The sequence below is a fragment of the uncultured Gordonia sp. genome (genome assembly GCF_937858515.1).
Lineage (GTDB): Bacteria > Actinomycetota > Actinomycetes > Mycobacteriales > Mycobacteriaceae > Gordonia.
Window position 1 is genome coordinate 1 of sequence record NZ_CALLZT010000123.1, and the last position, 25,496, is coordinate 25,496.

Annotated in this window: 22 protein-coding genes and 1 riboswitch; of the genes, 10 read left to right on the forward strand and 12 right to left on the reverse strand. The window is 66.6% G+C overall.

The features are described from left to right. Nucleotides 1-42: 42 nt before the first annotated feature. From Q0627_RS11085 to Q0627_RS11095, 3 genes are all read right to left on the reverse strand, one after another. Nucleotides 43-699: an urease subunit gamma gene (locus Q0627_RS11085; RefSeq protein ID WP_298809824.1), complete on the reverse strand. Its 657-nt coding sequence runs from the start codon at nt 697-699 to the stop codon at nt 43-45. Nucleotides 700-782: 83 nt separating this feature from the next. Continuing rightward, nucleotides 783-2,036: a DUF6986 family protein gene (locus tag Q0627_RS11090; RefSeq protein WP_291016213.1), complete on the reverse strand. Its 1,254-nt coding sequence runs from the start codon at nt 2,034-2,036 to the stop codon at nt 783-785. Then, complete coding sequence (locus Q0627_RS11095; protein WP_291016212.1) at nt 2,033-2,473, reverse strand: PaaI family thioesterase; 441 nt, start codon at nt 2,471-2,473, stop codon at nt 2,033-2,035. The genes Q0627_RS11090 and Q0627_RS11095 overlap by 4 nt, the downstream gene beginning before the upstream one ends. Nucleotides 2,474-2,921: 448 nt before the next feature. Here Q0627_RS11095 and Q0627_RS11100 point away from each other — a divergent pair, with 448 nt between their 5' ends. The 5 genes from Q0627_RS11100 to Q0627_RS11120 all read left to right on the forward strand — a co-directional run bounded on the left by Q0627_RS11100 (nt 2,922) and on the right by Q0627_RS11120 (nt 9,636). Then, the gene (locus Q0627_RS11100) at nt 2,922-3,320 is read left to right on the forward strand and encodes a BlaI/MecI/CopY family transcriptional regulator (protein WP_291016211.1); all 399 of its coding nucleotides are present in this window, start codon (nt 2,922-2,924) and stop codon (nt 3,318-3,320) included. A gap of 133 nt (nt 3,321-3,453) precedes the next feature. Next, nucleotides 3,454-4,401, forward strand: a complete 948-nt coding sequence (locus Q0627_RS11105) for a M56 family metallopeptidase (protein ID WP_291016210.1) — start codon at nt 3,454-3,456, stop codon at nt 4,399-4,401. A gap of 46 nt (nt 4,402-4,447) precedes the next feature. Then, nucleotides 4,448-5,917 (forward strand): NADP-dependent phosphogluconate dehydrogenase, encoded by a 1,470-nt coding sequence (gene gndA, locus Q0627_RS11110; RefSeq protein ID WP_298809833.1) that lies wholly within the window; start codon nt 4,448-4,450, stop codon nt 5,915-5,917. Nucleotides 5,918-6,110: 193 nt separating this feature from the next. Then, a complete protein-coding gene (locus Q0627_RS11115) occupies nt 6,111-8,276 on the forward strand; it encodes a malate synthase G (RefSeq protein ID WP_298809835.1) in 2,166 nt (721 codons plus the stop codon). A gap of 184 nt (nt 8,277-8,460) precedes the next feature. After that, nucleotides 8,461-9,636, forward strand: coding sequence for a substrate-binding domain-containing protein (locus Q0627_RS11120; RefSeq protein WP_298809838.1), 1,176 nt, complete (start codon nt 8,461-8,463; stop codon nt 9,634-9,636). 54 nt (nt 9,637-9,690) lie between these two features. On the opposite strand, the gene gcvP is transcribed toward Q0627_RS11120, so the two are convergent. The 8 genes from gcvP to secA2 form a co-directional block, all read right to left on the reverse strand. Beyond that, complete coding sequence (gene gcvP / locus Q0627_RS11125; protein ID WP_291011125.1) at nt 9,691-12,573, reverse strand: aminomethyl-transferring glycine dehydrogenase; 2,883 nt, start codon at nt 12,571-12,573, stop codon at nt 9,691-9,693. Between the two features lie 175 nt (nt 12,574-12,748). Next, nucleotides 12,749-12,889, reverse strand: a riboswitch (glycine riboswitch). Nucleotides 12,890-12,955: 66 nt separating this feature from the next. Then, a complete protein-coding gene (locus tag Q0627_RS11130) occupies nt 12,956-13,540 on the reverse strand; it encodes a MerR family transcriptional regulator (protein ID WP_298809864.1) in 585 nt (194 codons plus the stop codon). A gap of 378 nt (nt 13,541-13,918) precedes the next feature. Continuing rightward, entirely contained in the window at nt 13,919-14,419 is a 501-nt protein-coding gene (locus tag Q0627_RS11135; RefSeq protein WP_291011128.1) for a bifunctional nuclease family protein, read from the reverse strand. 66 nt (nt 14,420-14,485) lie between these two features. Continuing rightward, nucleotides 14,486-15,172 (reverse strand): MerR family transcriptional regulator, encoded by a 687-nt coding sequence (locus Q0627_RS11140; RefSeq protein ID WP_291011131.1) that lies wholly within the window; start codon nt 15,170-15,172, stop codon nt 14,486-14,488. A gap of 92 nt (nt 15,173-15,264) precedes the next feature. Continuing rightward, on the reverse strand, nt 15,265-15,720 hold the full coding sequence (gene garA, locus Q0627_RS11145; protein ID WP_349255521.1) for a glycogen accumulation regulator GarA: 456 nt from the start codon (nt 15,718-15,720) through the stop codon (nt 15,265-15,267). 309 nt (nt 15,721-16,029) lie between these two features. Further along, a complete protein-coding gene (gcvH, locus tag Q0627_RS11150) occupies nt 16,030-16,434 on the reverse strand; it encodes a glycine cleavage system protein GcvH (RefSeq protein ID WP_291011139.1) in 405 nt (134 codons plus the stop codon). Nucleotides 16,435-16,570: 136 nt separating this feature from the next. Continuing rightward, complete coding sequence (locus Q0627_RS11155; protein WP_291011142.1) at nt 16,571-17,167, reverse strand: CDP-alcohol phosphatidyltransferase family protein; 597 nt, start codon at nt 17,165-17,167, stop codon at nt 16,571-16,573. Then, nucleotides 17,164-19,557 carry an accessory Sec system translocase SecA2 gene (gene secA2, locus Q0627_RS11160; protein ID WP_298809847.1) on the reverse strand — a complete coding sequence of 798 codons (2,394 nt, stop codon included), beginning with the start codon at nt 19,555-19,557 and terminating at the stop codon, nt 17,164-17,166. Before secA2 ends, Q0627_RS11155 begins: the two co-directional genes overlap by 4 nt. 229 nt (nt 19,558-19,786) lie before the next feature. On the opposite strand from secA2, the gene Q0627_RS11165 reads away from it, so the two are divergent. After that, nucleotides 19,787-21,310 (forward strand): hypothetical protein, encoded by a 1,524-nt coding sequence (locus tag Q0627_RS11165; protein ID WP_298809849.1) that lies wholly within the window; start codon nt 19,787-19,789, stop codon nt 21,308-21,310. A 36-nt stretch (nt 21,311-21,346) separates the two neighbouring features. Here the strand turns inward: Q0627_RS11165 and Q0627_RS11170 are convergent, their stop codons facing one another. Next, on the reverse strand, nt 21,347-22,540 hold the full coding sequence (locus Q0627_RS11170; RefSeq protein WP_298809852.1) for a hypothetical protein: 1,194 nt from the start codon (nt 22,538-22,540) through the stop codon (nt 21,347-21,349). Nucleotides 22,541-22,632: 92 nt separating this feature from the next. Between Q0627_RS11170 and Q0627_RS11175 the strand changes: the two genes are divergently transcribed. From Q0627_RS11175 to Q0627_RS11190, 4 genes are all read left to right on the forward strand, one after another. Next, nucleotides 22,633-23,121, forward strand: coding sequence for an META domain-containing protein (locus Q0627_RS11175; protein ID WP_291011042.1), 489 nt, complete (start codon nt 22,633-22,635; stop codon nt 23,119-23,121). 9 nt (nt 23,122-23,130) lie between these two features. After that, nucleotides 23,131-23,967, forward strand: a complete 837-nt coding sequence (ppk2, locus tag Q0627_RS11180; RefSeq protein WP_298809856.1) for a polyphosphate kinase 2 — start codon at nt 23,131-23,133, stop codon at nt 23,965-23,967. A 40-nt stretch (nt 23,968-24,007) separates the two neighbouring features. Continuing rightward, nucleotides 24,008-24,907, forward strand: coding sequence for an arylamine N-acetyltransferase (locus Q0627_RS11185; protein WP_298809859.1), 900 nt, complete (start codon nt 24,008-24,010; stop codon nt 24,905-24,907). Between the two features lie 74 nt (nt 24,908-24,981). Beyond that, nucleotides 24,982-25,281 (forward strand): DUF503 domain-containing protein, encoded by a 300-nt coding sequence (locus tag Q0627_RS11190; protein ID WP_298809862.1) that lies wholly within the window; start codon nt 24,982-24,984, stop codon nt 25,279-25,281. Nucleotides 25,282-25,496: the final 215 nt, after the last annotated feature.

A 25,496-nucleotide genomic window follows, 5' to 3' on the forward strand; every position in this document is an offset into this window, starting at 1 on the left:
CCGAACAGTTGCGCGTACCGGTCGCGTCCGAGAAGTGCCATGTCAGATCTCCTCGGGGGTATCGGGGCCGGTGGCGTCGAGCTTGCCGGTGGCGTCGAGCGAGATGCCGTACACCTCGCGGGTGCCGCCGAGCGGGACCAGCGTCACCGTCATCTCGATGCCCGGTTCGAATCGCACCGCGGTGCCGGCGGGAATGTCGAGCCTGCGGCCATAGGCGGCGGTCCGGTCGAAGCTGAGCGCACCGTTGGCCTGGGGGAAGTGGACGTGACTGCCGACCTGAACGGGTCGGTCGCCGGTATTGGTCACGACGAGCGTCACCGGTTCGGCGCCGACGTTCAGCTCGATGTCGCCGTCCTCCGCGATCACCTCGCCCGGAACCCGCGCCGATCCCGGTCCGGGGTCGATCGGATTGTGCACGGTGACGAGCTTCGTTCCGTCAGGGAAGGTGGCCTCCACCTGTACGTCGTGCAGCATCTCGGCGATGCCGTCGAGGACGTCGTCGCGGGTCAGCACCTCCCGGCCCGAGGTCATCAGCTCGGCCACCGACCGGCCGTCACGCGCGCCTTCGAGGACATGCTCGGTGACCAGCGCCACGGCCTCGGGGTGGTTGAGTTTGAGTCCGCGGGCCTGCCGTCGCCGGGCCACGTCCGCGGCGTACGAGACCAGTAGCCGTTCTTGCTCATGCGGCGACAGGCGCACGGCGTCATCTCCTCAGCATCGTCGGTTCAGGATCAATTCTGGTCATCCTGCCACGGAGTGAGTCGCGTGGCTCGGTGAGCAGATCAGTCCGCGAGCGCTCCTCCGCCGGCCCGCAGGGACTCCAGCGCGACCTCGGTCACCGACGGCGCGATCGCAGCGACCTCGTCGTAAGTGAAGGCACCCGCGGCGATACCCCTCCCGATGACCAGCGACAACGACATCGCGGTCGCCGGTTCGTCGGCGACGTCCCCACCGGATCTCTCGAAGTAGGCCTGCAGCCGCGCCGCCGCGCCGGCCATGGCGCCGCGGAAGAATCCGGTGACGGCGAGCCATCGGGTCACCAAATGACCGGGATGCATGTCCCAGCCCTGATAAATGCCACGTTCGAGCGAACGGACGACCAGCGCATGGTGCCGTCGCAGCGCCGCCGCGACGTTGTCCGGCGAGCCGGTGGGTAGCACCTGGGTCGACCCGTCGCTGACCCACACGCCGGTCTGCGCGGCCGCGGCCTGCATAACGGCCTTGGCGTGGTCGGCGACGGGGTGTGCCAGCGACTGCTGTGCCGACACGACGCCGCAGGCGGCACTGTAGTCGTAGGTGCCGTAGTGCAACCCGGACAACCGCGGCCGGCCGCGATGTATCGCCTGCGCCAGCGTCGCAGTCCCGTCCGGACCGAGGACCGCCTGCGGTATCTCGATCTGCAGTTCGAACCGCAATGCACCCTCGTCGAGCCCGTGTACCCGTTCGAACTCCTCGCACAGGACGTTCACCGCGTCGACCTGCCGGACATCGCGCAGCTTGGGGACCGTGAAGACGAATCCGGCGGGAACACCGCCTGCGGCGTCGAGCACCAGTTCCAGCGTTCGCAGGCCGCGGGGCCGTTCGGCGGCGCCGAGCCCCTTGGCCCGGACACCGAGGCTGCGCGGCGCGTGCGGACGATCGGCCGACCATTCCCGCAGTGTGCGGCCCGCGGCGCGCGCGTGGGCGTCCTCGACATCGTCGGGGCGCCATCCGTAGCCGTCCTCGAGATCGATGCGCAGGTCTTCGATCGGGTTGGTCCGCAACCTTTCCAGCACGATCGAGATCGTGTGCTCGTCACCGATCTCTCCGAGAACAGCCGCGGTGTCCGTGGCCAGCGCGAGCGCCCGTTCTCCCCATTCGCGGGGTGTGCCGGCGTTCGAGTCCGCAGCACTGACGTACACGGTGTGCGCCGGCTGACCCACAGGATCGTCACCGGGGTAGAGCGCCGCCAGATCGGCGTCGACCGGCGTGAGGAGTTGATCGATGCGCCCACGCACGGCCGGAGCGAGTGTGCGCGGGGTGTCGCCGGCGCTCACTCACCGCCGTTCGTCGGCAGTTCGATATTTTGCAGACGCACCTGCGACCGGGCCAATGCCCTGCCGTCCGCATCGGTGAACTCGACCGCCCACAGCTGCTGGCGCCGTCCGCGGTGCAGCGGGCTGGTGCGGATGGTGATGGTGCCCGAGCGCACGGACCGGAGAAAGTCGGTGCTGTTGTTGACGCCGACCGCGGTACCGCCGATGCCGGTCTGGTGAAGCCAGTAGGCACCGCTGACACTGGCCGCCGACTCGGCGACCGCGCAGTACACGCCGCCGTGGACGATCCCGAACGGCTGATGATGCTTGGCGGACACCTCCAGGGTGGCGGTGAGACCGTCGACGTCGATCGCGGTGATCTGCTGGCCGATCTGCGCGTCGAAACCGGCATTGGCAGCCGGATTGTTCAGGATGTCCTCAACATTGAGTTCGCTCATGGTCCAAGGTTGTCACGGCCTCCGGGCGCTGTCATCACGAGGCCGGTCCGGCCGTTCATCAGTACAGCGCCTTCCTACTGTGACGGACATCACCCGGATTCCACCGGCGCCGGTCACACGCCGCCGACGACGAAGGTGAGTTGTACGCGGCGTGAACGAAATCCACCCTGGAGGAACCGAAAGGCCCTACCTCTCGTTGGAGAGGTAGGGCCTTTCGTGACGTGGACCGGGGGTCTCTGCAGCCCTCAGGACTCTCGCGCGGTCCGACGTTGCACTTAATGTAGGCTACCCTTACCGATGTTGTCAAGCTCATGATCACAATCCACGAAAGGGGCACCTGACCAGCAACGACACCACGCCGAGCCAGTCCCGCAGCCCACACAGCGGTAGCCGTCCACCAGGCGGCCGCCGGATACAGAACAGAGCATCAGGGGAGGAACGCAGTAAGATGAGAAAGATGAACGGTTTGGGTGACTTGGAGCGCGCGGTGATGGATACCCTGTGGGGTAGCCCGCAGCCGCAGACTGTTCGTCAGGTCCACGCATCCCTGTCACGAAACCGCTCCCTCGCCTACACCACGGTGATGACCGTCCTACAGCGCCTGGCCAAGAAGAACCTCGTCACCCAGATCCGCGACGACCGTGCGCACAAGTACGTGCCCACCCATCCGCGCGAAGACCTCGTCGCCAGCCTCATGGTCGACGCGCTCAGTGAGGCCGATGCCCCCGGATCCCGGCATGCGGCACTGGTGTCGTTCGTCGGCCGCGTCGGCGCCGAGGAGGCCGCCGCGCTGCGCGACGCACTCGATGCGCTCGAAGCCGCACGAGATCACGATCGCGCAGGCTAGATTTGTGCACACGGACGACTCGGTGACATAACTGACGTGACCGACCGGCCGTGGCCTTACGGCAAGTGAGCCATTCGGCACACAGGCTTTTCGGCGCACCAGCCCTCCCCGTACACAGCTCAAGGATGACCCGATGACCGCCCTGATCTTCGGTGTCGTGACCGTGATCCTGATCTGGCCCGCAGCGGAGTTGTTATCCCGCGCACGCTGGCAGATCAGAGCACCGCGGGCCGCGATGACTCTGTGGCAGGCAATTGCACTGGCCGGGGTACTTTCCGCGTTCAGTTGCGGCCTCGCCATCGCGTCCAATCTTCTCGAGCCCGGGGCCGACGGCGCCCCCACCACCAACCCGGTCCAGGAGATCGACCGAATCGGCCTGCCGTTGTGGCTGGTGTCCGTCACGGTCCTCGCCATCACCCTGATCATCGGCGTCCGGCTGTTCTACACCACCATTCGCGTCGGAGTACGGACCCGCGCCCGGCGGGCCGCGCACCGGCACCTCATCGACCTCCTCGACCGGTGCGACCATTCATCGGAGAATTCCCTGTTCGCCCGGGATGTCCGCATGATCGACGTCGACACTCCCCTGGCCTATTGTCTGCCCGGGCTACGCCAGCGGGTCGTCATCAGCGAAGGCGTGGTCGCCCGGCTGTCGGAGGACGAGCTGCGCGCGGTGCTCGCCCACGAACGTGCTCACCTGCGCGCACGGCACGATCTGGTCCTCGAGGCGTTCATCGCACTCCACGAGGCCTTCCCACGCTTCGTCCGGAGCAAATCGGCGTTGGGCGCGGTCGAACTGCTGGTGGAAGCGCTTGCCGACGATCAGGCCGTCGCCGCCACCACCCCCACCACCCTCGGCCGGGCGCTCGTCGCCTGCGCCGATGCGGTCGCGCCGCGGGGAGCGATGGCCGTCGGCGGTCCGACGACCCTGACACGCGTTCACCGGTTGCGTGATCCGCGGTCGCCGCGGTGGGTTTCCGCAGCGGCCTACACCACGGCCGCGGCCATCCTTGTCGTCCCGACGCTCGCCGTCGCGATTCCCTGGCTCACGGAGTTGTCCCGACTGTTTGCCGCGTCCTGAGTGGTCCGCGACACCCCGGATAGGTTGAACCCATAGGATTGTGGCTATGACCACTCCTGAAACCGCTGCCGGCCCCGACTCCTCCGCGCCACTGGCGCAGATCGGTGTCACCGGGCTGGCCGTCATGGGCTCCAACATCGCCCGGAACTTCGCCCGGAACGGCTACACTGTCGCGCTGCACAACCGCAGCGTCGCCAAGACCGACGCACTGCTCGCCGAGCACGGGCACGAGGGCAACTTCATCCGCAGCGAGTCCGTCGAGGAGTTCGTCGCCGCACTCGAACGCCCCCGGCGTGCGCTGATCATGGTGCAGGCCGGAGCCGCGACCGACGCCGTCATCGAAAGCCTCGCCGACGCGATGGAGCCCGGCGATGTCATCATCGACGGCGGCAACGCGCTCTACACCGACACCATCCGGCGTGAGAAGGCGCTCGCCGAGCGCGGTCTGCACTTCGTCGGCGCCGGCATCTCCGGCGGCGAGGAGGGTGCTCTCAACGGACCTGCCATCATGCCCGGCGGCCCGGCCGAGTCGTACAAGTCCCTGGGCCCGTTGCTGGAGTCGGTGGCCGCCCATGTCGACGGTGTGCCGTGCTGTACCCATATCGGCCCCGACGGCAGTGGACACTTCGTCAAGATGGTGCACAACGGCATCGAGTACGCCGACATGCAGCTCATCGGAGAGGCCTACGACCTGCTGCGGCGGGTCCTGGATCGGCCCCCCGCCGAGATCGCCGAGGTCTTCGCACGCTGGAACACCGGCGCCCTCGAAAGCTACCTCGTGGAGATCACCGCCGAGGTGCTGGCGCAGGTCGACGCCGAGACCGGCAAGCCACTGGTGGACGTCATCGTCGACGAGGCCGGCCAGAAGGGCACCGGCCGCTGGACCGTCAAGTCCGCACTCGACCTCGGCATCCCTACCACCGGCATCGCCGAGGCCGTCTTCGCCCGGGCGCTGTCGAGCTCCACCGACCAGCGCAAGGCTGCCGCTGGTCTGTCGGCGGGCACCCTCGCCGCCGCGCCCACCGACAAGGACACCTTCATCGACGACATCCACGCCGCGCTGTACGCGTCCAAGGTCGTCGCCTACGCACAGGGCTTCGATCAGATCGCCGCGGGCAGCAAGGAATACGGCTGGGACGTCGACCCCGGCGCGCTGGCCACCATCTGGCGCGGCGGCTGCATCATCCGGGCCCAGTTCCTCAACCGCATCCGCGAGGCCTATGCGGAGAACCCGCAGCTGCCGAGCCTGTTGCTGGCCCCGTACTTCCGCGAGGCCGTCGAAGCCGGCGTTGACAGCTGGCGCCGGGTGGTGGCCACCGCCGCGGCAACGGGCATCCCCGTGCCCGCGTTCGGTTCGTCGCTGTCCTACTACGACGCCCTGCGCAGCGAGCGTCTGCCCGCCGCCCTCACCCAGGGTCTGCGCGACTACTTCGGTGCACACACCTACCGCCGGACCGACAAGGAGGGCTCTTTCCACACCCTGTGGGGCGGCGACCGTTCGGAAGTCACCGCCTAGTCGGTATCGCCGACCGCGTCGGCCTTCTGCGAGAATCGATCTGCATCGAATGCGTGGAATCGCCGGCACCGAAGACTGCGCCGGGACACCTTAGATTACCGGCGAGTAGCATTGTCGTGTCAGTTCCGCTCCACCCACCGCCGCGTTCGGGTGCTGTTTCGGCCCGGCGTGGTGACATCGAAGAAAGGCAGCCATGTCCGACCGGATCAACGTCCACGGCTTGCAGGTCGAACCCGTCCTGTATGACTTCATCAACAACGAGGCGTTGCCGGGCAGCGGCGTAGACCAGGAGGCATTCTGGTCGGGTGCCGCGGGCGTGATCAACGATCTGGCTCCCCGCAACCGCGAGCTGCTCGCCATCCGCGACGACCTGCAGGCCAAGATCGACCAGTGGCACCGCGATCACCCCGGCGCAGTCGACTTCCCCGCCTACAAGGCGTTTCTGACCGAGATCGGCTATCTCGTCGATGTTCCCGAGGACTTCCAGATCTCGACATCGGGCGTCGACTCGGAGATCGCCGAGACCGCCGGGCCGCAGCTCGTGGTGCCCATCCTCAACGCGCGCTTCGCCCTCAACGCCGCCAACGCGCGCTGGGGCTCGCTCTACGACGCGCTGTACGGCACCGACGTCATCCCCGAGACGGACGGTGCGGAGAAGGTCGGCGCATACAACAAGGTCCGCGGCGACAAGGTCATCGCCTACGCCAAGAACTTCCTGGACCAGGCCGTTCCGCTCGAGTCGGGCAGCTACGCCGACGTGACCGGTCTCGCGATCGTCGACGGCGCGCTGCAGGTCAGCCGAGGTGACGCGGTGACCGCACTCGCCAACCCGGCGGCGTTCTCCGGGTTCCGCGGCGACGCCGCCAACCCCACCTCGGTGCTGCTGCGCAACAATGGCCTGTACATCGACATCGAGATCGATCCGTCGTCGCCGATCGGCCAGACCGATCCCGCGGGCATCAAGGACGTGGTCCTGGAGTCGGCGATCACCACGATCATGGACTTCGAGGACTCGGTCGCCGCCGTCGACGCCGACGACAAGGTGGTCGGCTACCGCAACTGGCTCGGCCTCAACCGAGGGGACCTCGCTGAGGAGGTCAGCAAGGGTGGCAAGTCGTTCACCCGCGTGCTGGCCGACAACCGCGAGTACACGGCGCCCGACGGGTCGACCTTCGACCTGCACGGCCGGTCGCTGCTGTTCGTCCGCAACGTCGGTCACCTGATGACCAACCCGGCGATCCTCGACGCCGACGGCAACGAGGTTCCCGAGGGTATCCAGGACGCGCTGTTCACCTCGCTGATCGGCAAGCACGGATTGTCGGCGGAGGGCAAGCAGAACTCGCGCACGGGGTCGATCTACATCGTCAAGCCCAAGATGCACGGACCCGACGAGGTGGCGTTCACCGCGCAGTTGTTCGGTCGCGTCGAGGGTGTTCTCGGGCTGCCCGAGAACACCCTCAAGGTCGGCATCATGGACGAGGAACGCCGCACCACGGTCAATCTCAAGGCAGCCATCAAGGCCGCCGAGAGCCGCGTCGTGTTCATCAACACCGGCTTCCTCGACCGCACCGGCGACGAGATCCACACCTCCATGGAGGCGGGTGCGGTGATCCGCAAGGGCGAGATGAAGCAGCAGAAGTGGATCAATGCCTACGAGGACTTCAACGTCGACACCGGCCTGCACGCCGGCCTGCAGCACAAGGCGCAGATCGGCAAGGGTATGTGGGCGATGACCGACCTCATGGCGCAGATGGTCGAGACCAAGATCGGTCAGCCGCGCGCAGGCGCCACCACCGCCTGGGTGCCCTCGCCCACCGCCGCCACGCTGCACGCCATGCACTACCACCAGGTGGACGTGTTCGAGGTCCAGAACGAGATCGCCAAGCGTGATCCGGCATCGGTCGACGACATCCTCACTATTCCCCTGGCACCGAGCACCGACTGGTCGGACGAGGAGAAGAAGGAAGAGCTCGACAACAACTGCCAGTCGATCCTGGGCTACGTCGTCCGCTGGATCGACCACGGCGTCGGCTGCTCCAAGGTCCCCGACATCCACGACGTCGCGCTCATGGAGGACCGCGCCACCCTGCGCATCTCCAGCCAGCTGCTGGCCAACTGGCTCCGCCACGACATCGTGACCGCCGACGACGTGGTCGCCGCGCTCGAACGGATGGCTCCCGTCGTCGACCGGCAGAACGCCGACGACCCCGACTACCGGCCGATGGCACCGGACTTCGCGTCGAATATCGCCTTCCAGGCGGCCAAGGAGCTTATCCTCGAAGGCGCGAAGCAACCCAGTGGCTACACCGAGCCGATCCTGCATCGCAAGCGCCGGGAGTACAAGGCCGCCCAGGCTTGAATCCTGAACCATGACCGGCCGGCGACGTACGACCGACCGGTCATGAGCGTCAAGCAGTCATGAACCGGCCGGGCCGCCACCTTCTCGATTCGAGATCGTGGCGGCCCGGTTGTATGTCGGCCGACCCACCGCGCATGGCTGTTCGGGTGTTCCCTTGTTGGACGAGACGCGAAAGGCTCCAGGAGTGGCACAGCACCGGAGAAGCGGTGGCGGTCGGGCGCCACAGGGTCGTGGCGTCAGCCGTGGTCTGCTGTTCGGCATCATGTCGGTGATGATCGTGATCGCCATGGTCGCCGCCTGGCAGCACTTCGCGAACAAGTCGGATACCGAAGGCGACAACGCCGCGCGTTCGTGTGTGGAGGGCAACCTACCTGTCCCGATCGTCGCCGACCCCGATCTCGTCGGGGTGCTGACAAAGGTCGCCGCCGCGTTCACCGATACCAATCCCGTGATCAGGGATCACTGCATCAACGTGCACGTTCGCGCCGGGGACGCCAAGATCACTCTCGAAGGCTTGACAGGCACCTGGGACACGGCGTCGATGGGCGCCCGCCCTGCGGCCTGGATACCCCAATCGACCATCTGGTCCGCGGAACTGGCGACCGTGCGGCCGGAGGCTATCGAAGGCACCCCGACCTCCCTCGTAACCACCCCCGTGGTGCTGGCAGTTCATCCCCGGCTCGGGGTGAAGGTCGACAACAAGCTCCAGTGGAGTCAGTTGCCCACCATGCAGTCGACCGACGGGAGCCTGGCGGCATGGGGGCTGCCGGGTATCGGTTCGCTGCGGATGGCGATGCCACGCGGCTCGCAATCGGACGCGACAAGTCTGGCGGCGCAGGCCGTCGCGTCGGCACTGACCCGTTCCACCGGACCGCTGACCGCCGCCGACGCGGCACTGCCCCGGGTCGCGTCGGTGGTGAACGCCCTCATCAACGGTGCGCCCGAAAGTCAGGACGGCACGGCGTCGGCAGCCGTCAGGGCCATCGGCCCCGACATCGCCACCGCACCGATCAGGGCTGTCCCCATCACCGAGCAGAAGCTGTACCAACTGACCAAGGACGACAAGAGCGCCAAGGTGATGGCGATCGTGCCGGGCGGTCCCACCCCCATCGCGGACTACCCGCTGATCCGGCTCGCCGCGAATCTGATATCCGCCGAGGCCTCCGAGGGCGCGGCGGAGTTCTTCGACTTCCTGACACAACCGCGTCAGCTCGCCATGCTCACCGCGCTCGGGTTCCGCGGCGACGCCCCCCTGCCCCCGACCACGGCCACCGTCACGTTTCCCAGCACACCCGAACCGATGCCCGCCCCGGAGAACGCAGCCGCCGTGACGATCAACCGGCTGGTCTACGGGGGCTGAAACGCCGCCCCGGTAGACCAGCTGCCGTCAATCGGGTGCCTTCAGTAGGCCGGCTCAGTCCGTGACGGCGAATGCGTCGATCGGCGGGCAGCTGCACACCAGGTTGCGGTCACCGTAGGTACCGTCGATACGCCGCGAACCGGGCCACACCTTCGGCCTGGCACCCGCCGAAGGCAAGCCCATCGGATACACGGCCAGTTCGCGCGAATACGGGTGATCCCATTCTGCGACAAGACATTCGGCAGTATGCGGAGCACCTCGCAGCGGATTGTCGTCGGCGGGCCACTCACCGGCGGCCACCCGGTCGATCTCACCGCGGATCGCGATCATCGCGTCGCAGAAGGCGTCCAGTTCGGCCAGGTTCTCGCTCTCGGTCGGCTCCACCATCAACGTGCCCGCCACCGGGAAGCTCATCGTCGGGGCGTGGAAACCGTAGTCGGCCAGTCGTTTGGCCACGTCGTCGACGGTCACGCCGGTCGTCGCGGTCAACGGTCGCAGGTCCAGGATGCATTCGTGCGCCACGAAGCCCTGGTCCCCGTCGCCCTCCTTACCGGTGAACAGAACGGGGTAGTGCTCGTCGAGGCGTCTGGCGACGTAGTTGGCCGAGGCGATCGCCGTCAATGTCGCCCGGCGCAGCCCCTGCGCCCCGGTCATCGCGATGTACGCGTAGGTGATCGGCAGGATCGACGCCGATCCGTACGGTGCGGCCGCCACCGTCGAACCACCGGGCAACTCGTCGGCCAGCGGGTGCCCCGGCAAGAACTCGGCGAGGTGAGAACGCACAGCGACCGGACCCACGCCGGGGCCACCGCCACCGTGCGGGATGCAGAACGTCTTATGCAGATTCAAGTGGCTGACGTCGCCGCCGAATCGACCCGGGCGGGCAACGCCCACCAGTGCGTTCAGGTTCGCGCCATCGACGTAGACCTGGCCGCCGGCGTCGTGTACCAGCGCACAGATGTCGGCGATGTCGTGTTCGAAAACGCCATGCGTCGACGGGTAGGTGATCATGATCGCGGCCAGGGACTCGCGGTGTTGATCGATCTTGACCCGTAGATCGTCGACATCGACGTCGCCGTTCTCCCGGCATCCGACCACCACGACCCGCATGCCGGCCATGACCGCGGACGCCGCGTTGGTGCCGTGCGCGCTCGAGGGGATCAGGCAGATGTCCCGGCCCTCGTCGCCGCGGCTGCGGTGATACTGGCTGATGGCCAGCAGCCCTGCGTACTCCCCCTGCGATCCCGCGTTGGGCTGCAGGCTCACCTTGTCGTAGCCGGTGATGGTGACCAGCCACTTCTCCAGCGTCGCGATGAGTTCCCGGATGCCTTCGGTGTCGGCCCACGGTGCGAACGGATGCAGCCGGGCGAAACCGGGCCAGGTGATGGACTCCATCTCGGCGACCGCGTTGAGCTTCATCGTGCACGAACCGAGCGGGATCATGCTGCGGTCCAGGGCAATGTCTTTGTCCGACAAGGCACGCAGGTAGCGCATCATGGCGGTCTCGGTGTGGTAGCTGTTGAACGCCGGATGGGTCAGATAGTCGCTGGTCCTGGTCTCGATAGGCTGCGCGAAAGCTCCCACGTCGTCGCGTTTGAGCACACCGTCGGCCTCGAAGGCCCTCAGTACGGCCGCCACATCATCGAGCGTGGTGGTCTCATCGCACGAGATCGCGACCAGGTCACCCGAGACCAGGCGCAGATTCACGTTGTCATGGCGTTTGGCCCGCGCGACGATCGCACGTGCCTGGCCGGGTGCGCGGACGGTGATGGTGTCGAAGAACCGGGAGTTCTGAACCCGATAGCCGGCCGTCGTCAGGCCGTTGGCCAGCTTCTCGGCCCAACCATGGGTACGTCGGGCGATGGTTCGCAGGCCCTCGGGTCCGTGGTACGAGACGTACATCGACGCCACGATCGCGAGCAGGACTTGCGCCGTGCAGATGTTACTGGTGGCCTTCTCCCTGCGGATGTGCTGCTCACGGGTCTGCAGCGCCAGCCGGTAGGCCACCTTGCCGTCTGCGTCCTTGGACACACCCACCAGGCGTCCGGGCATCTTCCGGGCATGCGTGGTGTGCACCGACAGGTAGCCGGCGTGCGGCCCGCCGAACCCCATAGGCACACCGAATCGCTGCGTCGTGCCGAAGCAGACGTCGGCGCCCTGCTCACCGGGCGGTGTGATCAGCGTCAGTGCCAGCAGATCCGCGCCCACGGCCACCATCGCACCACGATCGTGGGCCTCGGCGATGATCGGCGCCGCATCGACGATCCGTCCCGATGCGCCGGGCACCTGCAGGATGACGCCGAAGAAGTCGCCCTCGGGCAGACCGCGCCGCGGCAGATCCGGCAGCAGCGTCGCCTCGACCACCTCAATGCCCAGCGGCTGTGCCCTCGTCTCGATGACCGCGCGCGTCTGTGGGAACAGATCGGCATCGACCACCAGACGCGACGACCGAGAACGACCGGCCCGGCGCATCAGCGTCATCGCCTCGGCCGCCGCCGTCGCCTCATCGAGCATCGAGGCGTTGGCCACCTCGAGACCGGTCAGGTCCGCCACCATCGTCTGGAAGTTCAGCAGCGCCTCCAGCCGGCCCTGGCTGATCTCGGGCTGATACGGCGTGTACGCCGTGTACCAGGCCGGATTCTCCAGCACATTGCGCACGATCACCGGCGGTGTATGGGTGTCGTAGTAGCCGAGCCCGACCATCGATCGGGCCACGACGTTGCGGTGGGCCAGGTCCGCCAGATGCGCCAGGACCTGGTCCTCGGTCATCGGCTCGTCCAAGGCGTCGAGCCCATTGTTCGCGGGATCGTCGGCGATCACGGCGGGCACCACCAGCGCGGCGAGTTCGTCGAGAGACGCCACACCCAGCGTCTTGAGGATCATCGCGGTTTCGGCTTGATCCGGTCCTACGTGGCGGTCGATGAACGGCTGGGACATCGGCGGAAGACACCTCTCGGCAGCGGGCGGCGCCAGCGCCGACCGGTGAGCCCTCCCCCTCTGTCATGTCCCGACCGAGTCGATCCGGCACGTGGACGCCTGAGAGTTTCAGGCCGGCATGCCGACCCTTTCACCGTGGGCGGACGGGTGAACCCCATCACTTTCCAGAGACGCCGTCATTCGCACGGTCCTGGTGCCTGAGAGTTTGACGAGGAGGTATTGCTCCTTCGGCGGCCACCCTCACCACTGGTCAGAAAATCAGAACGATCCGAAAAGCAGAATCCAGCGGTGGGTGACGCTCTCCCGTGCGGGTGCGACGTGGGATCAGTTTAGCCGCGTGATAGCGCCTGCTCGCAAGCTGAACGGACGATGATCACACCGGTCAGCCGATACGGCGGGTGCGATTCTTGCGCCGTGCGGCGAGTTCGTCCTCGGGGGCCGGTTCGCTCACACCACCGTCGGCGCGCTCGCCGGGGAAGTCCGCGATCGTTCCGGTCAACTCGCGCATCGCGCCACTGACCGCGATCCCGAATACGCCCTGCCCACCCTGCAGTAAATCAACGACCTCCTCGGCCGACGTACATTCGTATACCGTCGTCCCGTCGGAGAACAGGGTGATCTTGGCCAGATCCTCTACGCCGCGCTGACGCAGATGGTCGACGGCGACACGGATGTTCTGCAGCGATATTCCGGTGTCGAGGAGTCGCTTGACGATCTTCAGAACGAGAATGTCCTTGAAGGAGTACAGCTGCTGGCTGCCCGAGCCGGCCGCGCTGCGAATCGACGGCACCACCAGCGACGTCCGTGCCCAATAGTCGAGTTGACGGTAGGTGATCCCGGCGATCTGGCATGCCGTGGGAACCCGGTACCCGACCAGATCATCGGGCACAACATCGTTGGGAAACAGTCCCGGCACCACATCGCTCAACCGACCCTGCCTGGGCGTCACCGGGTGGGGTTCCGTCATCGACGACTCATCAGGGGACCCTACGGCGGTGGAGTCGACAACAGGGGAATCGATGACAGGGGCATCGACGACCTGGGTGGTCGACCGCTCATCATCCCGACCGAACTGCTGATCGCGCACTTCAGACTCCTCGCAACGCTCAGATCGGCCTCGCCCCGGGCAATTGTCGGGGGGAGGTCCGGCGTACTGGACTACAGAGTACGCTCGATGTCACCGATCTTGGGGACGACACGTCGTAGTGTCGCGCATTCGACGGTAGCCCCCGAACGAGCCAATTTGATGCGACGCGCCGATACCCGGGCATCACACATCAAGGAGAAACCTTACAGTGACCTGAGAGAGGCCTATTTGTGATCTTCAGACCCCGCGTCCCGAGAATCACGCGCCGCCGCTGGCCTTGAAGTCGTCCGGCGAGACACTGTCGAGGAACTCGCGGAACTTCTCGACCTCGTCTTCTTTCGCAGGTGCTCCGTCGCCTCCGTCCTCCTCCGGAATCAGCAGACCGGCCTCGGTGAGTACGTCTTCGTCGGCGATGATCGGCACATCCGACCGCAGGGCCACGGCGATCGAGTCCGACGGCCGCGCCGAGACACGCACGTTGCCGTCGAAGACCATCTCGGCGTAGAAAGTGCCCTCTTGCATGTCGATGATGCGCACTTCGATCAGTTTGCGTTCGAAAGCGCCGATGAGGTTGACCATGAGGTCGTGCGTCAACGGACGCGGTGGCTCGATACCCTTCTGCCGCAAAGCGATAGAGGCCGCTTCACTTTGGCCGATCCAGATGGCCAGATACCGCTCGCCTTCGAGTTCGCGCAACAGCAGCACCGGCTGGCTGTTCGGCGGCTCCACCCGGATGCCGACCACCCGCATCTCGCCCATCTTCCGGACCTCCTGGGATTAGGTGCTTGCCATCGACGCTACACCGTACCGAGCGCCCGGTCGTGCTCAGTCGAGGGCGCCCCGCAGCCCCGCCTTGACGAGTTGGGTATGCAGAGTCACCGACAGCGCCGCAATCTCACGCACGAGTTCTTCGGCGCGGTCGCGGGCACCGGTGCCTCTGCCCTTGGCTATCGGTCCCGCGATCTGTGCCACCAGGCCTGCCTCACGATCGGCCGACACCTTGAACGCCCGCAGATGCCGGGTCTCGATACCGTAACTGACCAATGCCGCAGCCGCTTCGACCAGACGCACGGCGTCTTCGTCGTAGTAGCCGGCGGGGCCGACCGCCAACAGACCGTTACGTTGCAGCTCGGTGATGAACGCGTCGTCCGCGCCGGTCCGGTCGATGAGCGCATCGCGCGACACCCGGCCGGCCCGCGCACCGAAATCCGTGGCCGGCGCGACGGAGCTGCGGGCCGATGAAAGCAGCCGAGTGCCGCCGTGCCCGACGCCCCCGACACCGGAATCCATCGCGTCGAGTTGTTCCTTGATGACCTTCAACGGCAGGTAGCGGTCGCGCTGAGCGGTCAGGACGAAGCGCAGCCGATCGCAATCGGCCTCCGAGAAGCGCCGGTATCCCGACGGCGCACGCTCCGGGGTGATGAGGCCCTCGGATTCGAGGAAGCGGATCTTCGAGATCGAAACCTCGGGAAAGTCCTCCCGAAGGCGCGTGAGGACCGCCCCGATCGACATCGAATGCTCACCGGACCGTGTTCCCTCCGTCCGTGGCACATGAGTCTGGTCCCCCCCACCGCTATGCCCTGCCGCAGACGACGACACGACGACTATGCGCCCGCGTCGCCGGACCGGGGAGCGCTCAGGAAGACCAGCCGGAACTTTCCGATCTGAACCTCGTCACCGCTGCTCAGCGAGGCGGTGTCGACCGGTTCCCGGTTGACATAGGTGCCGTTGAGGCTGCCCACGTCGACCACCTGGAACTCGTTGTCTCCCAACCGGAACTCGGCATGCCGACGGCTCACGGTGACGTCGTCGAGGAAGATGTCGCTGTCGGGGTGCCGTCCCGCCGACGTGGTCGCCTGGTCGAGCAGGAATCGCGACCCCGCATTGGGTCCCCGCTTGACGACAAGCAGCGCGGTGCCAGGCGAGAGGCGCTCGACCGCGGTGTCCGCGGTTTCGCTGGGCGCACCCGCATGCGCGTCGAGTTCCTTGATGAACTCCTCGCGAAACACCGACGTGGTCTCCACGGGTGCTTCGAGTTCCTTGTCGTAGTCGCTCACGATTCTCCTTCTCTGTGTTCGGTCTGCCCGCGCGGCACCCGGGAATCCCTCTGACCGGACGCGCCGTGCGCAGCCGCCTCGATGTCGGTGATGGTGTGCTCCGCGACACCGCCTAGCCAACCTACCGTGTCACCCCACCGGGCCGGTGAACCGACCTCCGGGACAACTCGACCGGCACCGACCTCGCGGCGCAACACCTTGGACCAGCCCCCATCATGCCGTCTCGTCCGGCGGCCCGACGGGGATACGGACGATCATAGCGCGCCCGCATGTGTGTCCAGTGTGGTTACGGTGTCTCCAGTGACCCGGTGGTCAGTTTTCGATGATTGCGCGATATCCGTCCGCATCGAGCAGGGCGTCGGACACCTCTTGTGCGGTGGTGCCGGTGCCCACCGTGATCTCGGCGAGCCATCCGGCCCCGTACGGGTCGGAGTTGACCAGGTCGGGAGTGGCGTCGAGGTCGGCGTTGACGGCCGCCACCGTGCCGGCGAACGGACCGTAGATGTCCGAGACGCTCTTGGTCGATTCAACCTCGGCGAACGACTCACCCGATTCGACCACGTCGCCGACGGTCGGCAGTTGAACGAAGACGACGTCGCCGAGCTGGCCCTGCGCGTAGTCGGTGATGCCCACCCGCACGGTGTCGGTCGCGATGACCTGTACCCATTCGTGTTCGGCCGTGTACCGCAGATTGTCGGGAACAGTGCTCTCACTCACCGGCTCCGTACCTTTCTCGTTGTTGGAACTCTCGTCAGTATCACGGCATTTGCCGCACGGCTTGTGACATTAGGCCATCTGGGTCCAGGCGACCCGGCATCGGATGATCAGGGTGCCGGGGTCGGCATACGTGGCCTCACGCGATCCGGGGCTGCCGCATCACCAGGATTGTCTGATACCAGTACAGGAGGAAGGTCCACAGGTACATGCCGACCCCCCAGATCAGGAACGCCCAGCCGATCGGATAGCACACCGTACCCACCACCGAGTCGAGTTGGCCGGCCAGCAACCAGGGGAACGCGCTCATCAGCGCGAAAGTCGCGGCCTTGCCGATGTAGAGCGTGGGCAGCGCAAGATGCCCACGGGTACGCAGCAGTGGTGCGGTGGCGAACAGCAACACATCGCGGGCGATGATGATCGCGATGAGCCACCACGGCAGGATCTCCCGGAACCCGAAGGCCAGCGGTATGACCACCACGTACAGCCGGTCGGCGGCCGGATCGAGCAACTCCCCCAGCCGCGAGGACTGATCGAGCAACCGGGCCAGCTTGCCGTCGAGCCAGTCGGTGGCCCCCGAGACGAACAAGATCGCCAGCGCCCAGCCGTCGGCCTCCTTCGCCAGCAGCAACCACACGAACACCGGAATGAGCAGCAGCCGCATCACGCTGAGCGCATTGGGCACGGTCAGCACGCGCGAGCGGCCGGCCGGTTCCGGGTCTGCGTGCGCGGTCACCGGAAGATGCCGATGATGCCCTGCAGTGCTTTCGCACCTCCCGAGGAGAACAGGTTGTCGTGCACCATGTACGTCCAGGTGGACGTCGACCTGTGCAACCCGAGTCCGTCGAGCTGCACACCGTCGGCGGTGATGGTGGCCTCGCGGAACGTCTTACGGGCGGCGGCGATGGCCTCGGCAGGCACCGAGGCGAACTCTTCGAGGATCAGCTTGTGGAACTCGTCGAGCGGGCTCTGCTTGCCGATGGCACGCAGGTGGATGCTGGCACGCACGTCGGAGACGAAGGCCAGGTGATCGGTCCATGCCCGGTCGAGGTGATAAAGCACGATCTCCCGGCACGCCTGCGACAGAACGTCCTTCGGTACCGGTTCTTGGGCCACCTGCTCGGATGTCCCGGCACCTTCCTGCTTGTCTGTGTCCTCTTTGTCGGCGGCGTCTTTGTCCGTGTCCCCGTCCGGTGCGGTCCCCTCCAGTAGTTGCTTGTACCTGTCCGGTTCGAGTTCGGCGAGTTCGTCGGCTGCGGCGTCGCCGGTCAGCACCTCGGTCCGGCGGCGCACGATGATGTCGCGCTGCTGGTTGACCAGCGTGTTGTAGCGCCAGGTGTTGGAGTGCAGTTCGAGCATCACGCCCTCGGCGATCCGCTGGGCCTGCTTGATCAGTTCGACGCCCTTGGAGCCCATCGAACCGTCCTCGGACTGGGCCACCGGGTCGCGTTTGAACGCCAGGTTCCGCGTGACCACCGGGTCTTCGAGGCTGGAGAAGAACACCGACCGGCCCGGATCACCCTGCCGGCCGGCACGTCCGCGCAACTGGTCGTCGAGACGTTCGGTGTCGTGGCGTCCGGTGCCGACGACACAGAGGCCGCCGAGCCCGATCACCTCCTCACGGGCGTCGTCGTCGCTGTTCGATCCGCCGAGCCGGATGTCGGTACCGCGACCGGCCATCTGTGTCGACACCGTCACCGCGCCACGTTTGCCGGCTTCGGCGATGATCGCCGCTTCCTGAGCGTCGTTCTTGGCGTTGAGCACCACCGACGGCACTCCGGCCTTGTCGAGGAAGTAAGCGAGTTCCTCGGACTGGGCCACATCATGGGTACCGATGAGGATGGGCTGGCCGGTCTCGTGGATCTGTTTGACGTAGGCGACGATCGCCTCGACCTTGTTGACCTTTGAGTCGTAGACCCGGTCGACCTCGTCCACCCGGATGTTGGGCGTGTTCGGCGGGATCTGCGACACGAGCAGCGAATAGAACTGGCGGAACTGTTCACCTGCGGCAAGGGCGGTGCCCGTCATCCCGCACACAGTGCGATAGCGGCCGATGAGCGCCTGGACGGTGATCGTGTCGATCATCTCGCCCGGATCGGTCTGGGCGAGCCCCTCCTTGATCTCCACCGCGGCCTGCACGCCGTCGGGCCAGCGCTGCAGCTGCGCGACCCGGCCGCGGGAGGCGTTGATCAGGTGCACCCCACCGTCGCGGACGATGTAGTGGACGTCGCGCTCGAGCAGGTAGTAGGCGTGCAGTGTGATGTTGACGTGGACCAGAGTGGTGCCGACATGCTGTTCGCTGTACAGGTCGATGCCGCCGAGCTCTGCCTCGACGAAGGAGGCGCCCTCATCGGTGAGCGTTACATTGCGCCCGTCGGTCTCGATCTCGTAGTGCTTGCTCTTGAGCCGTGCGACAACCTCGTGGATGGCCTGGTCGGGCACCTGGGCCTTGGTGGAACCGGCCAGGACGAGCGGGATCAGCGCCTCGTCGACGAGTACCGAGTCCGCCTCGTCGATGATCGCGACATCGGGTACCGGCGAGACGAGGCCGTCCTCGGTGGTCGCGAGCTGGTCGCGCAGCACGTCGAAACCGATCTCGTTGACCGACGAGTACGTCACATCACAGCGGTAGGCGTCGCGGCGTTCGTCACGGGTCGAGTTCTCCGACACCGAACTCAGGCCGATGCCGAAGGCGTCGAACAGCGGCCGCATCCACTCGGCGTCGCGGGTGGCGAGGTAGTCGTTGACGGAGATGACATGCACACGACGCCCGGACAACACGTATCCGACGGCCGCGATCGCACCCGAAAGCGTCTTGCCCTCACCGGTCGCCATCTCCACCACATCGCCCTCGAGCAGGCGCAGTGCGCCCTGCAACTGGACGTCGAAGGCACGCATATCCAGTGCCCGGTCGGACACCTCGCGGACCAGCGCCAGGAACTTCGCCAGGTCCTTCTTCTCACCCATGTCCAGTGCCCGCGCGGTCTCGGCCACATCCGCCTCGCTCACGCCCTCGGCCCACGCGGACTGCTCGTTCGCCTCGGCGATCAGCGACAGCGACTTGGACTGGTTTCGCGTGCTCTGCGATCCCAACAACCGCCACATGCTGTTTGTCAGCTTTCCCACCGAGAAGATCTCCTCCACACGTGCACCGCCGGCTCCGGCGGCGCCCAGGCCCTATGTCGGGGTCCACGGTACCGTTCGCCGCGCCCGGCCCGCCGCGGGTGCCGCCGGACGGTGGTCGCGGGCCGCACGCCTTTACACTCATGCGACCGGGGTATCCGCCCTGGCCAGGAGGGATACCCGAAGGGGGCAGGATGATCGCCGCGCCGCATGTCACCGAACAGGTGTCATGGTGACGCCGCGCGCCGGCAGGATCATCCGTGCTCTGGCGGCCGGGTTCCTGATCGCCTGTGGAATCGGGATCGGGGCCACCAACCCGTGGTGGGCCGCCGTGGTGTTCGGCGCACCGCTGATTGGCGCGGGCGTGCTGCTTGTGCCCGCCGCCACCGCACGCTCGGAGTTGCCGCGGTTCCGTAGGGCGTCAGGTCCGGCTGCGGTACCGGTGCGGGTCGATGCGATGACCCGGAGCAGCCTGCGAACCGGTGCCGTACAGCCGACCCTGGTGTCCGCGCTGGTCTCCCCACCCGGTGACACCCCGTTCCAGGCCCGATGGATCAGTTCGATGCCCGCAAGCGATGCCCGCGAGCTGGTGGCGTCCCCGTTCACCGCGATCCCGCCGCCCGACCTGCCCCGGCGGTCGGCCACCACTCCCGAGTTCGACGACTACCCGGGGCCGGCGGCACTGCTGTACGCATCGATCGCAGCGGTCACCGCGCTTGTCGCCGTGTTCGCCGTCCCGGAAGGTGTGTGGCGGGTCGACGGCCCTGCCTCCCTGTCGCTGCCCGGCTCCGATGGCACCGGCAGCTCCCCTCGTGGCGAGGACCGCACGGACACGTATACGCAGAGACGTCAGCGCCTGGCCGAGCAGATCCGCACCATCGGACCCGCCGCGGACGACAATGTCGTCGGCGTGTGGTTCGACCGGGGCGGTTCCGACCGTGCCGAGGTATACGATCCGGCGACCGGCCAAGCGGTCACCGTCCATTACATCAAGGGTGTCGGCTGGGCCGAACCGCGCCGCGAAGCCACGGACAAACGCCGCCGCGACACCTTCTCCGTGCAGGATCTGATGTCGGCCGACATCGAGAAGATGACCGCGACGATGCGAGCCGAAGGAGTGAAGTCCGACGCGGAGGCGAACCTGGCCGATCTGGACATGCGCCGGCCCGACAAGGACGGCGACCCCCGCTGGCAGGCACGGTTCACCGGCAGCACTCTGAGCACGATCGAAGCGACGGTAGACGGCGCGGTAGCGCTGCTCTTCGACCCGGGCGACTTCGCGGTGTCGTTCGATCTGATCCACAAGGCGTTGCGCAGCGCGAAGGTCCCGTTCGACGCCGACGCGCTCACGCGGTTCGAGATCCGCGGCACCGCGAAAGGCACCCCGATCCTGTTCGCCGGCAGTATCCAGAACAGCGGCGGTGTCTACGTCGAGTATCGCCTGCCGCGGCGCAGCGGATCCATCGTGCTGGCACCCGGCGAACTTCCGCGGGTCACCTCACGAACCACCACCTCGACGACATCTGGCGACTTTTCCGTGAACGACGTGCCGCGTGCGACGTTCGAGGCCGTCCGCGACGACGCGATGAGGCGCGGGGACGTCGACGAGTTCGACCGGAACGCGGTCAACATGCTGATGTGGTCGACCTTCCAGCGCGACGGTGCGGTCCGGATTCTGGTCCAGCTCACCAGGGATGATGCGTCGGCCGGAACATACAGCGCCCGCGGCGAATTCATCCAGGCCGGCATACGCTGACGCCGGCCCTGCGAAAATCCTGGCCTACAGGAAACCTCACGCGCCGGACGTGCCCGATTCCAGCGCGCGGCGGGTGGCCGCGTTCAGCTCGTCGATGACGGTCTGCGGCGGGTGGATGTACGCCTGCTCGCTCAGCGTCGTGACGATGTCACGCACCCGGCCGTAGTAGGTGGCCTGTTCGGCGGCGACAGTGCTGGCCTCGGCATGCCGGTACAGCTTGAGCGCTGTCCCCAGATCCTTGCGGGTGGGTTCATCGAGGTACCCGGTCCCGGCGGCCTTGCCCGCGGTCTCGCACGCCGCCCACGCCCGGCGGAGCCTGCGCACCGCCAGCTGATACGCCTCCGCGCGTGCGCGATCACCCGGATAGTTCTCGGTACGCAGCGCGTTCGCGTCATCGAGGGTGTCGTGGAAGGCCTGCACCTCGTCGCGGGTGATGTCGGTGACCGCCGGGAATCGCAGGACCAGCTCGGTGTCGAGTTCGTAGCGGCCGTAGGCGGTGAGCACGGCATCGTGCCGGCGCAGTGAGTCCTCCCAGAGCCGGACGGCGGCGGCATCGCTGCTCGCGTCGCCGATACGCGGTCCGTCGGCCTCCGGTGCCGGCACATTCCCGGACGGCGCGGCGTGCTGCCGGGAACCACCCCGGGCCGCTGAGTCAGGCTGTGCCCGGGGCACAGTCGCCCCGATCCGGGAGATGATCTCCGCGGCCACCGGATCGGACGGATCGAGCGCGATGTCCCACACCTCCTCTTCTGGCTCGGCACGGCGCGTCCAGCCCGCGGGGATGCCGTCGACGAGGTCGGATTCACGCAGGAAGGTCAGTCGAAGCACCGGGTGACCGGCCACCGTCAGATCACGCGCCCGGTCACCGGACATCGTCGAGGTGGTGGTGGCGGACGGGCGAAAATCCGCGGCCGCGAGTTCGGACAGCGGCCGGCTGACCAGGTGGTGGTGTTCGCTGCCGAAGTACACGGTGTCGCTGTCGACGGTGACGAGCACCGCGTGCCGGTGGCGGTAGCGGCCGGCCGCGCCGGCAAGCAGCCCCGCACAGATCAGCGCCCCGACCACCACCATCACGACGATCGGTGCGACATCGAGCGCGTTGAGCGTCACCAGCGCTATCACCGCAACACCGGTGACGATCAACTGGGTGAGCAGCAGAACGCGGTGCACCCTGTCGAGGTATTCGGTCCGGGTGGTCACCGCGATCGGCTGGGTGCGTGTGCTGGTCATCGGGCAGTCCTGTGAGGGGTGTCGTGCTGGATCGGTGAATCGCCGTCCCGAGTGGCCCCGGTGCATGGGTGCGCTGGTCTATTTTAGTCGGTATGGCAACTTTGATCCGGCCGCTCGGCACGGTCCTGGCCGCCGGCGCCCTTGTATTCGGAGCGATGGCGTGCGGCAATTCGTCGACGGCGAGCAGCTCCGGCGACGGGACCGCGCAGTCTGTCGTGAAGACCTCCGCGACGAACGCGTTGGTGGGCAAGACCTTCACGTCGACGTCGGTCGACGGCGCCGCGATTCCAGGCGGCGGCCCACTGATGCTCACATTCCCCGAGCCTGGCCGGGTCAGCCTGACCGCGGGCTGCAACAGGCACATCGGTCCGGTCACGGTGGACAAGACCACACTGACGATCGGCGAACTCGCCTCGACGATGATGGCCTGTCCCCCACCCAAGGACGGCGCCGACGCGTGGCTCGCCGATTTCACCGATCAACCGTTGAAGTGGTCGCTGCATGGCCACGAATTGACGCTGAAAGACGGTCCGCGGACTGTTGTTCTCATAGCGGATACAAACGCCGCGGGTTTGCCCTAAGCTCGGTGAATGGGTTCAAAAAAGGCAGATAAATCGAAGAAGAACAAGATCCCGAACAAGGTCTACGAGGCCGAACTGTTCCGTCTGCAAACGGAACTGGTCTCGTTGCAGGAGTGGGTCAAATCCACCGGCGCAAGAATTGTCGTCATCTTCGAGGGACGTGATGCCGCCGGCAAGGGCGGCACCATCAAACGCATCACCGAGTACCTGAGCCCGCGCTTTTGCCGGGTCGCGGCACTGCCCGCACCGACGGACCGCGAGAAGGGCCAGTGGTACTACCAGCGCTACGTGGCACACCTGCCGGCACCCGGTGAGATCGTCCTGCTCGACAGGTCGTGGTACAACCGCGCCGGCGTCGAGAAGGTCATGGGATTCTGCACACCCGAAGAGCACACCCGGTTCCTGCGCCAGACACCGATTTTCGAACAGATGCTGATCGATGACGGCATCCTTCTTCGCAAGTACTGGTTCTCTGTGTCCGACGACGAGCAGCTGCGCCGATTCCGGGCACGGATGAATGATCCCGTGCGTCAATGGAAATTGAGTCCTATGGACCTTGAATCGGTGTACCGATGGGAGGACTATTCTCGCGCCAAGGACGAGATGATGGTCCACACCGACACCGCGATGAGTCCGTGGATGGTCGTCGAATCCGACATCAAGAAGCATGCGCGGCTCAACATGATCTCGCACCTGCTCTCGACCATCAATTACACCGACGTCGCCCGTCCCACTGTCACGTTGCCCAAACATCCCATCGAGACGGGCAACTATCATCGTCCGCCGCGGTCGCTGTCGAAATACGTGCCCGACCACGTGGGCGCACTCCTCGGCGGAGATCACTGAGCTCGGTACGTTCGCCGGGTGGCGGCTAGGATCGGGAATCGTGCTTGCCGACACCGATCTCGTGGATCTTGGCCGCTACCTGCGTCGCATCGGGCTCGATGACGCAACCGAGCCCGGACGACCGGCGAGTCCGCGGCCGACGTTCGAGACGCTGTCGGCATTGGTGACCGCTCATGTCCGGGCCATCTCATTCGAGGGCCTGGACCCGTACGTCGGTATCCCCGTGGCCGATCTCGCGCCGCAGGCGTTGCAGCACAAGATGATCGATCGTCGGCGCGGAGGATTCTGTTTCGAGCAGAACGGTCTGCTCGCCGCGGTGCTCGAATCGATCGGCTACGACGTGGTGCCACTGGCGGGCCGCGTGGTGTGGATGCGAGACCCCGGACCAATGCCCGCCGAAACCCACAAGCTGCTCAACGTCGGCATACCCGGCGAGTCGTCCAGGTACATAGTGGACGTGGGCTTCGGCGGGTGCACACCACCGAATCCGCTGCGGTTCGCCCTCGATGAGCCGCAGCCCACCGACCTCGAAGAGTTCCGCATCGTCGCTGTCGACCCCACGGGAAACCACCCGCTCGATCCCGAGGTGGCCGGCCAACTGTCGATGCAGGTGCGGATCGGCGACGAGTGGCGTCCCATGTACCTGTTCACACCGGTGCCACGACCCCCGATCGACTCGCTGGTCGGATCATGGTTCGCCTCAACATATCCGGGCTCACGTTTCGTCGCGGGCGCGACCGCGGCCATCGTGACCGAGTCGAGTCGGCTGAACCTGGCAGGTCCCCAGCTGACCGAACATCATCGTGACGGACGCACCGCCAAGACCACACTTGGATCGGTCGGCGAGATACTGGCCGTCCTCGACGACCGTTTCGGTATCGACGTCGACGACTGCCCCGGCCTCGCCGGACGTCTGGCCGAGTCGTTGCTCAACGGTTGACCCGCCGACAGCTGATCCTGTGCGAGAAAACCCGGTGACGGTTCGTCGTCCGTCGCGGTAGAGTTCAGCGCGCTATGTGGATTGGCTGGATTGAATTCGACTATCTCCTCGGCGACGTGCATTCGCTCAAGCAGAAGCGGTCGGTGACCAAACCGCTCCTGGCCGAGATCCGACGCAAGTTCTCGGTGAGCGCCGCCGAGGTCGACCATCTCGACCTGCATCGCCGGGCGGCGATCGGCGTCACTGCGGTGAGCCCCGACCTGGCGCATCTCACCGAACTGCTCGACGCCGTCGAACGGTTCGGTGCCGGTCGCCCCGATATTCAACTGATAGCCGCCCGAAGGCGGCAGATCAGTTCCTACGACATCGACTGACGATCCCCGGCAGCCGCTACGTCAGCGACCGAAACCCGCGTCGCGCAACGCCTGTGCCATCGAGCCGCCGGGCTCGCCGCGCCGATTACCACCCGATCTGTCGGCATGCTTGTCACCCCCGCGGCCACTCTGACCACGCTGATGAGTTCCCGCACCGCGCCCCTGGGCGCCGCCGGCACCGCGACCCTGGGCGCCGCCGGCACCGCGACCCTGGG

Coding starts and splice junctions, on each gene's coding strand:
- Q0627_RS11105 (WP_291016210.1), top strand. CDS start 3,454: ATGACCGCCCTGATCTTCGGTGTCGTGACCGTGATCCTGATCTGGCCC.
- Q0627_RS11095 (WP_291016212.1), bottom strand. CDS start 2,473: ATGAGCGAACTCAATGTTGAGGACATCCTGAACAATCCGGCTGCCAAT.
- Q0627_RS11140 (WP_291011131.1), bottom strand. CDS start 15,172: ATGTCGATCGGGGCGGTCCTCACGCGCCTTCGGGAGGACTTTCCCGAG.
- gndA (WP_298809833.1), top strand. CDS start 4,448: ATGACCACTCCTGAAACCGCTGCCGGCCCCGACTCCTCCGCGCCACTG.
- Q0627_RS11115 (WP_298809835.1), top strand. CDS start 6,111: ATGTCCGACCGGATCAACGTCCACGGCTTGCAGGTCGAACCCGTCCTG.
- Q0627_RS11175 (WP_291011042.1), top strand. CDS start 22,633: ATGGCAACTTTGATCCGGCCGCTCGGCACGGTCCTGGCCGCCGGCGCC.
- Q0627_RS11170 (WP_298809852.1), bottom strand. CDS start 22,540: ATGACCAGCACACGCACCCAGCCGATCGCGGTGACCACCCGGACCGAA.
- Q0627_RS11190 (WP_298809862.1), top strand. CDS start 24,982: ATGTGGATTGGCTGGATTGAATTCGACTATCTCCTCGGCGACGTGCAT.
- ppk2 (WP_298809856.1), top strand. CDS start 23,131: ATGGGTTCAAAAAAGGCAGATAAATCGAAGAAGAACAAGATCCCGAAC.
- Q0627_RS11100 (WP_291016211.1), top strand. CDS start 2,922: ATGAGAAAGATGAACGGTTTGGGTGACTTGGAGCGCGCGGTGATGGAT.
- gcvP (WP_291011125.1), bottom strand. CDS start 12,573: ATGTCCCAGCCGTTCATCGACCGCCACGTAGGACCGGATCAAGCCGAA.
- Q0627_RS11135 (WP_291011128.1), bottom strand. CDS start 14,419: ATGGGCGAGATGCGGGTGGTCGGCATCCGGGTGGAGCCGCCGAACAGC.
- Q0627_RS11130 (WP_298809864.1), bottom strand. CDS start 13,540: ATGACGGAACCCCACCCGGTGACGCCCAGGCAGGGTCGGTTGAGCGAT.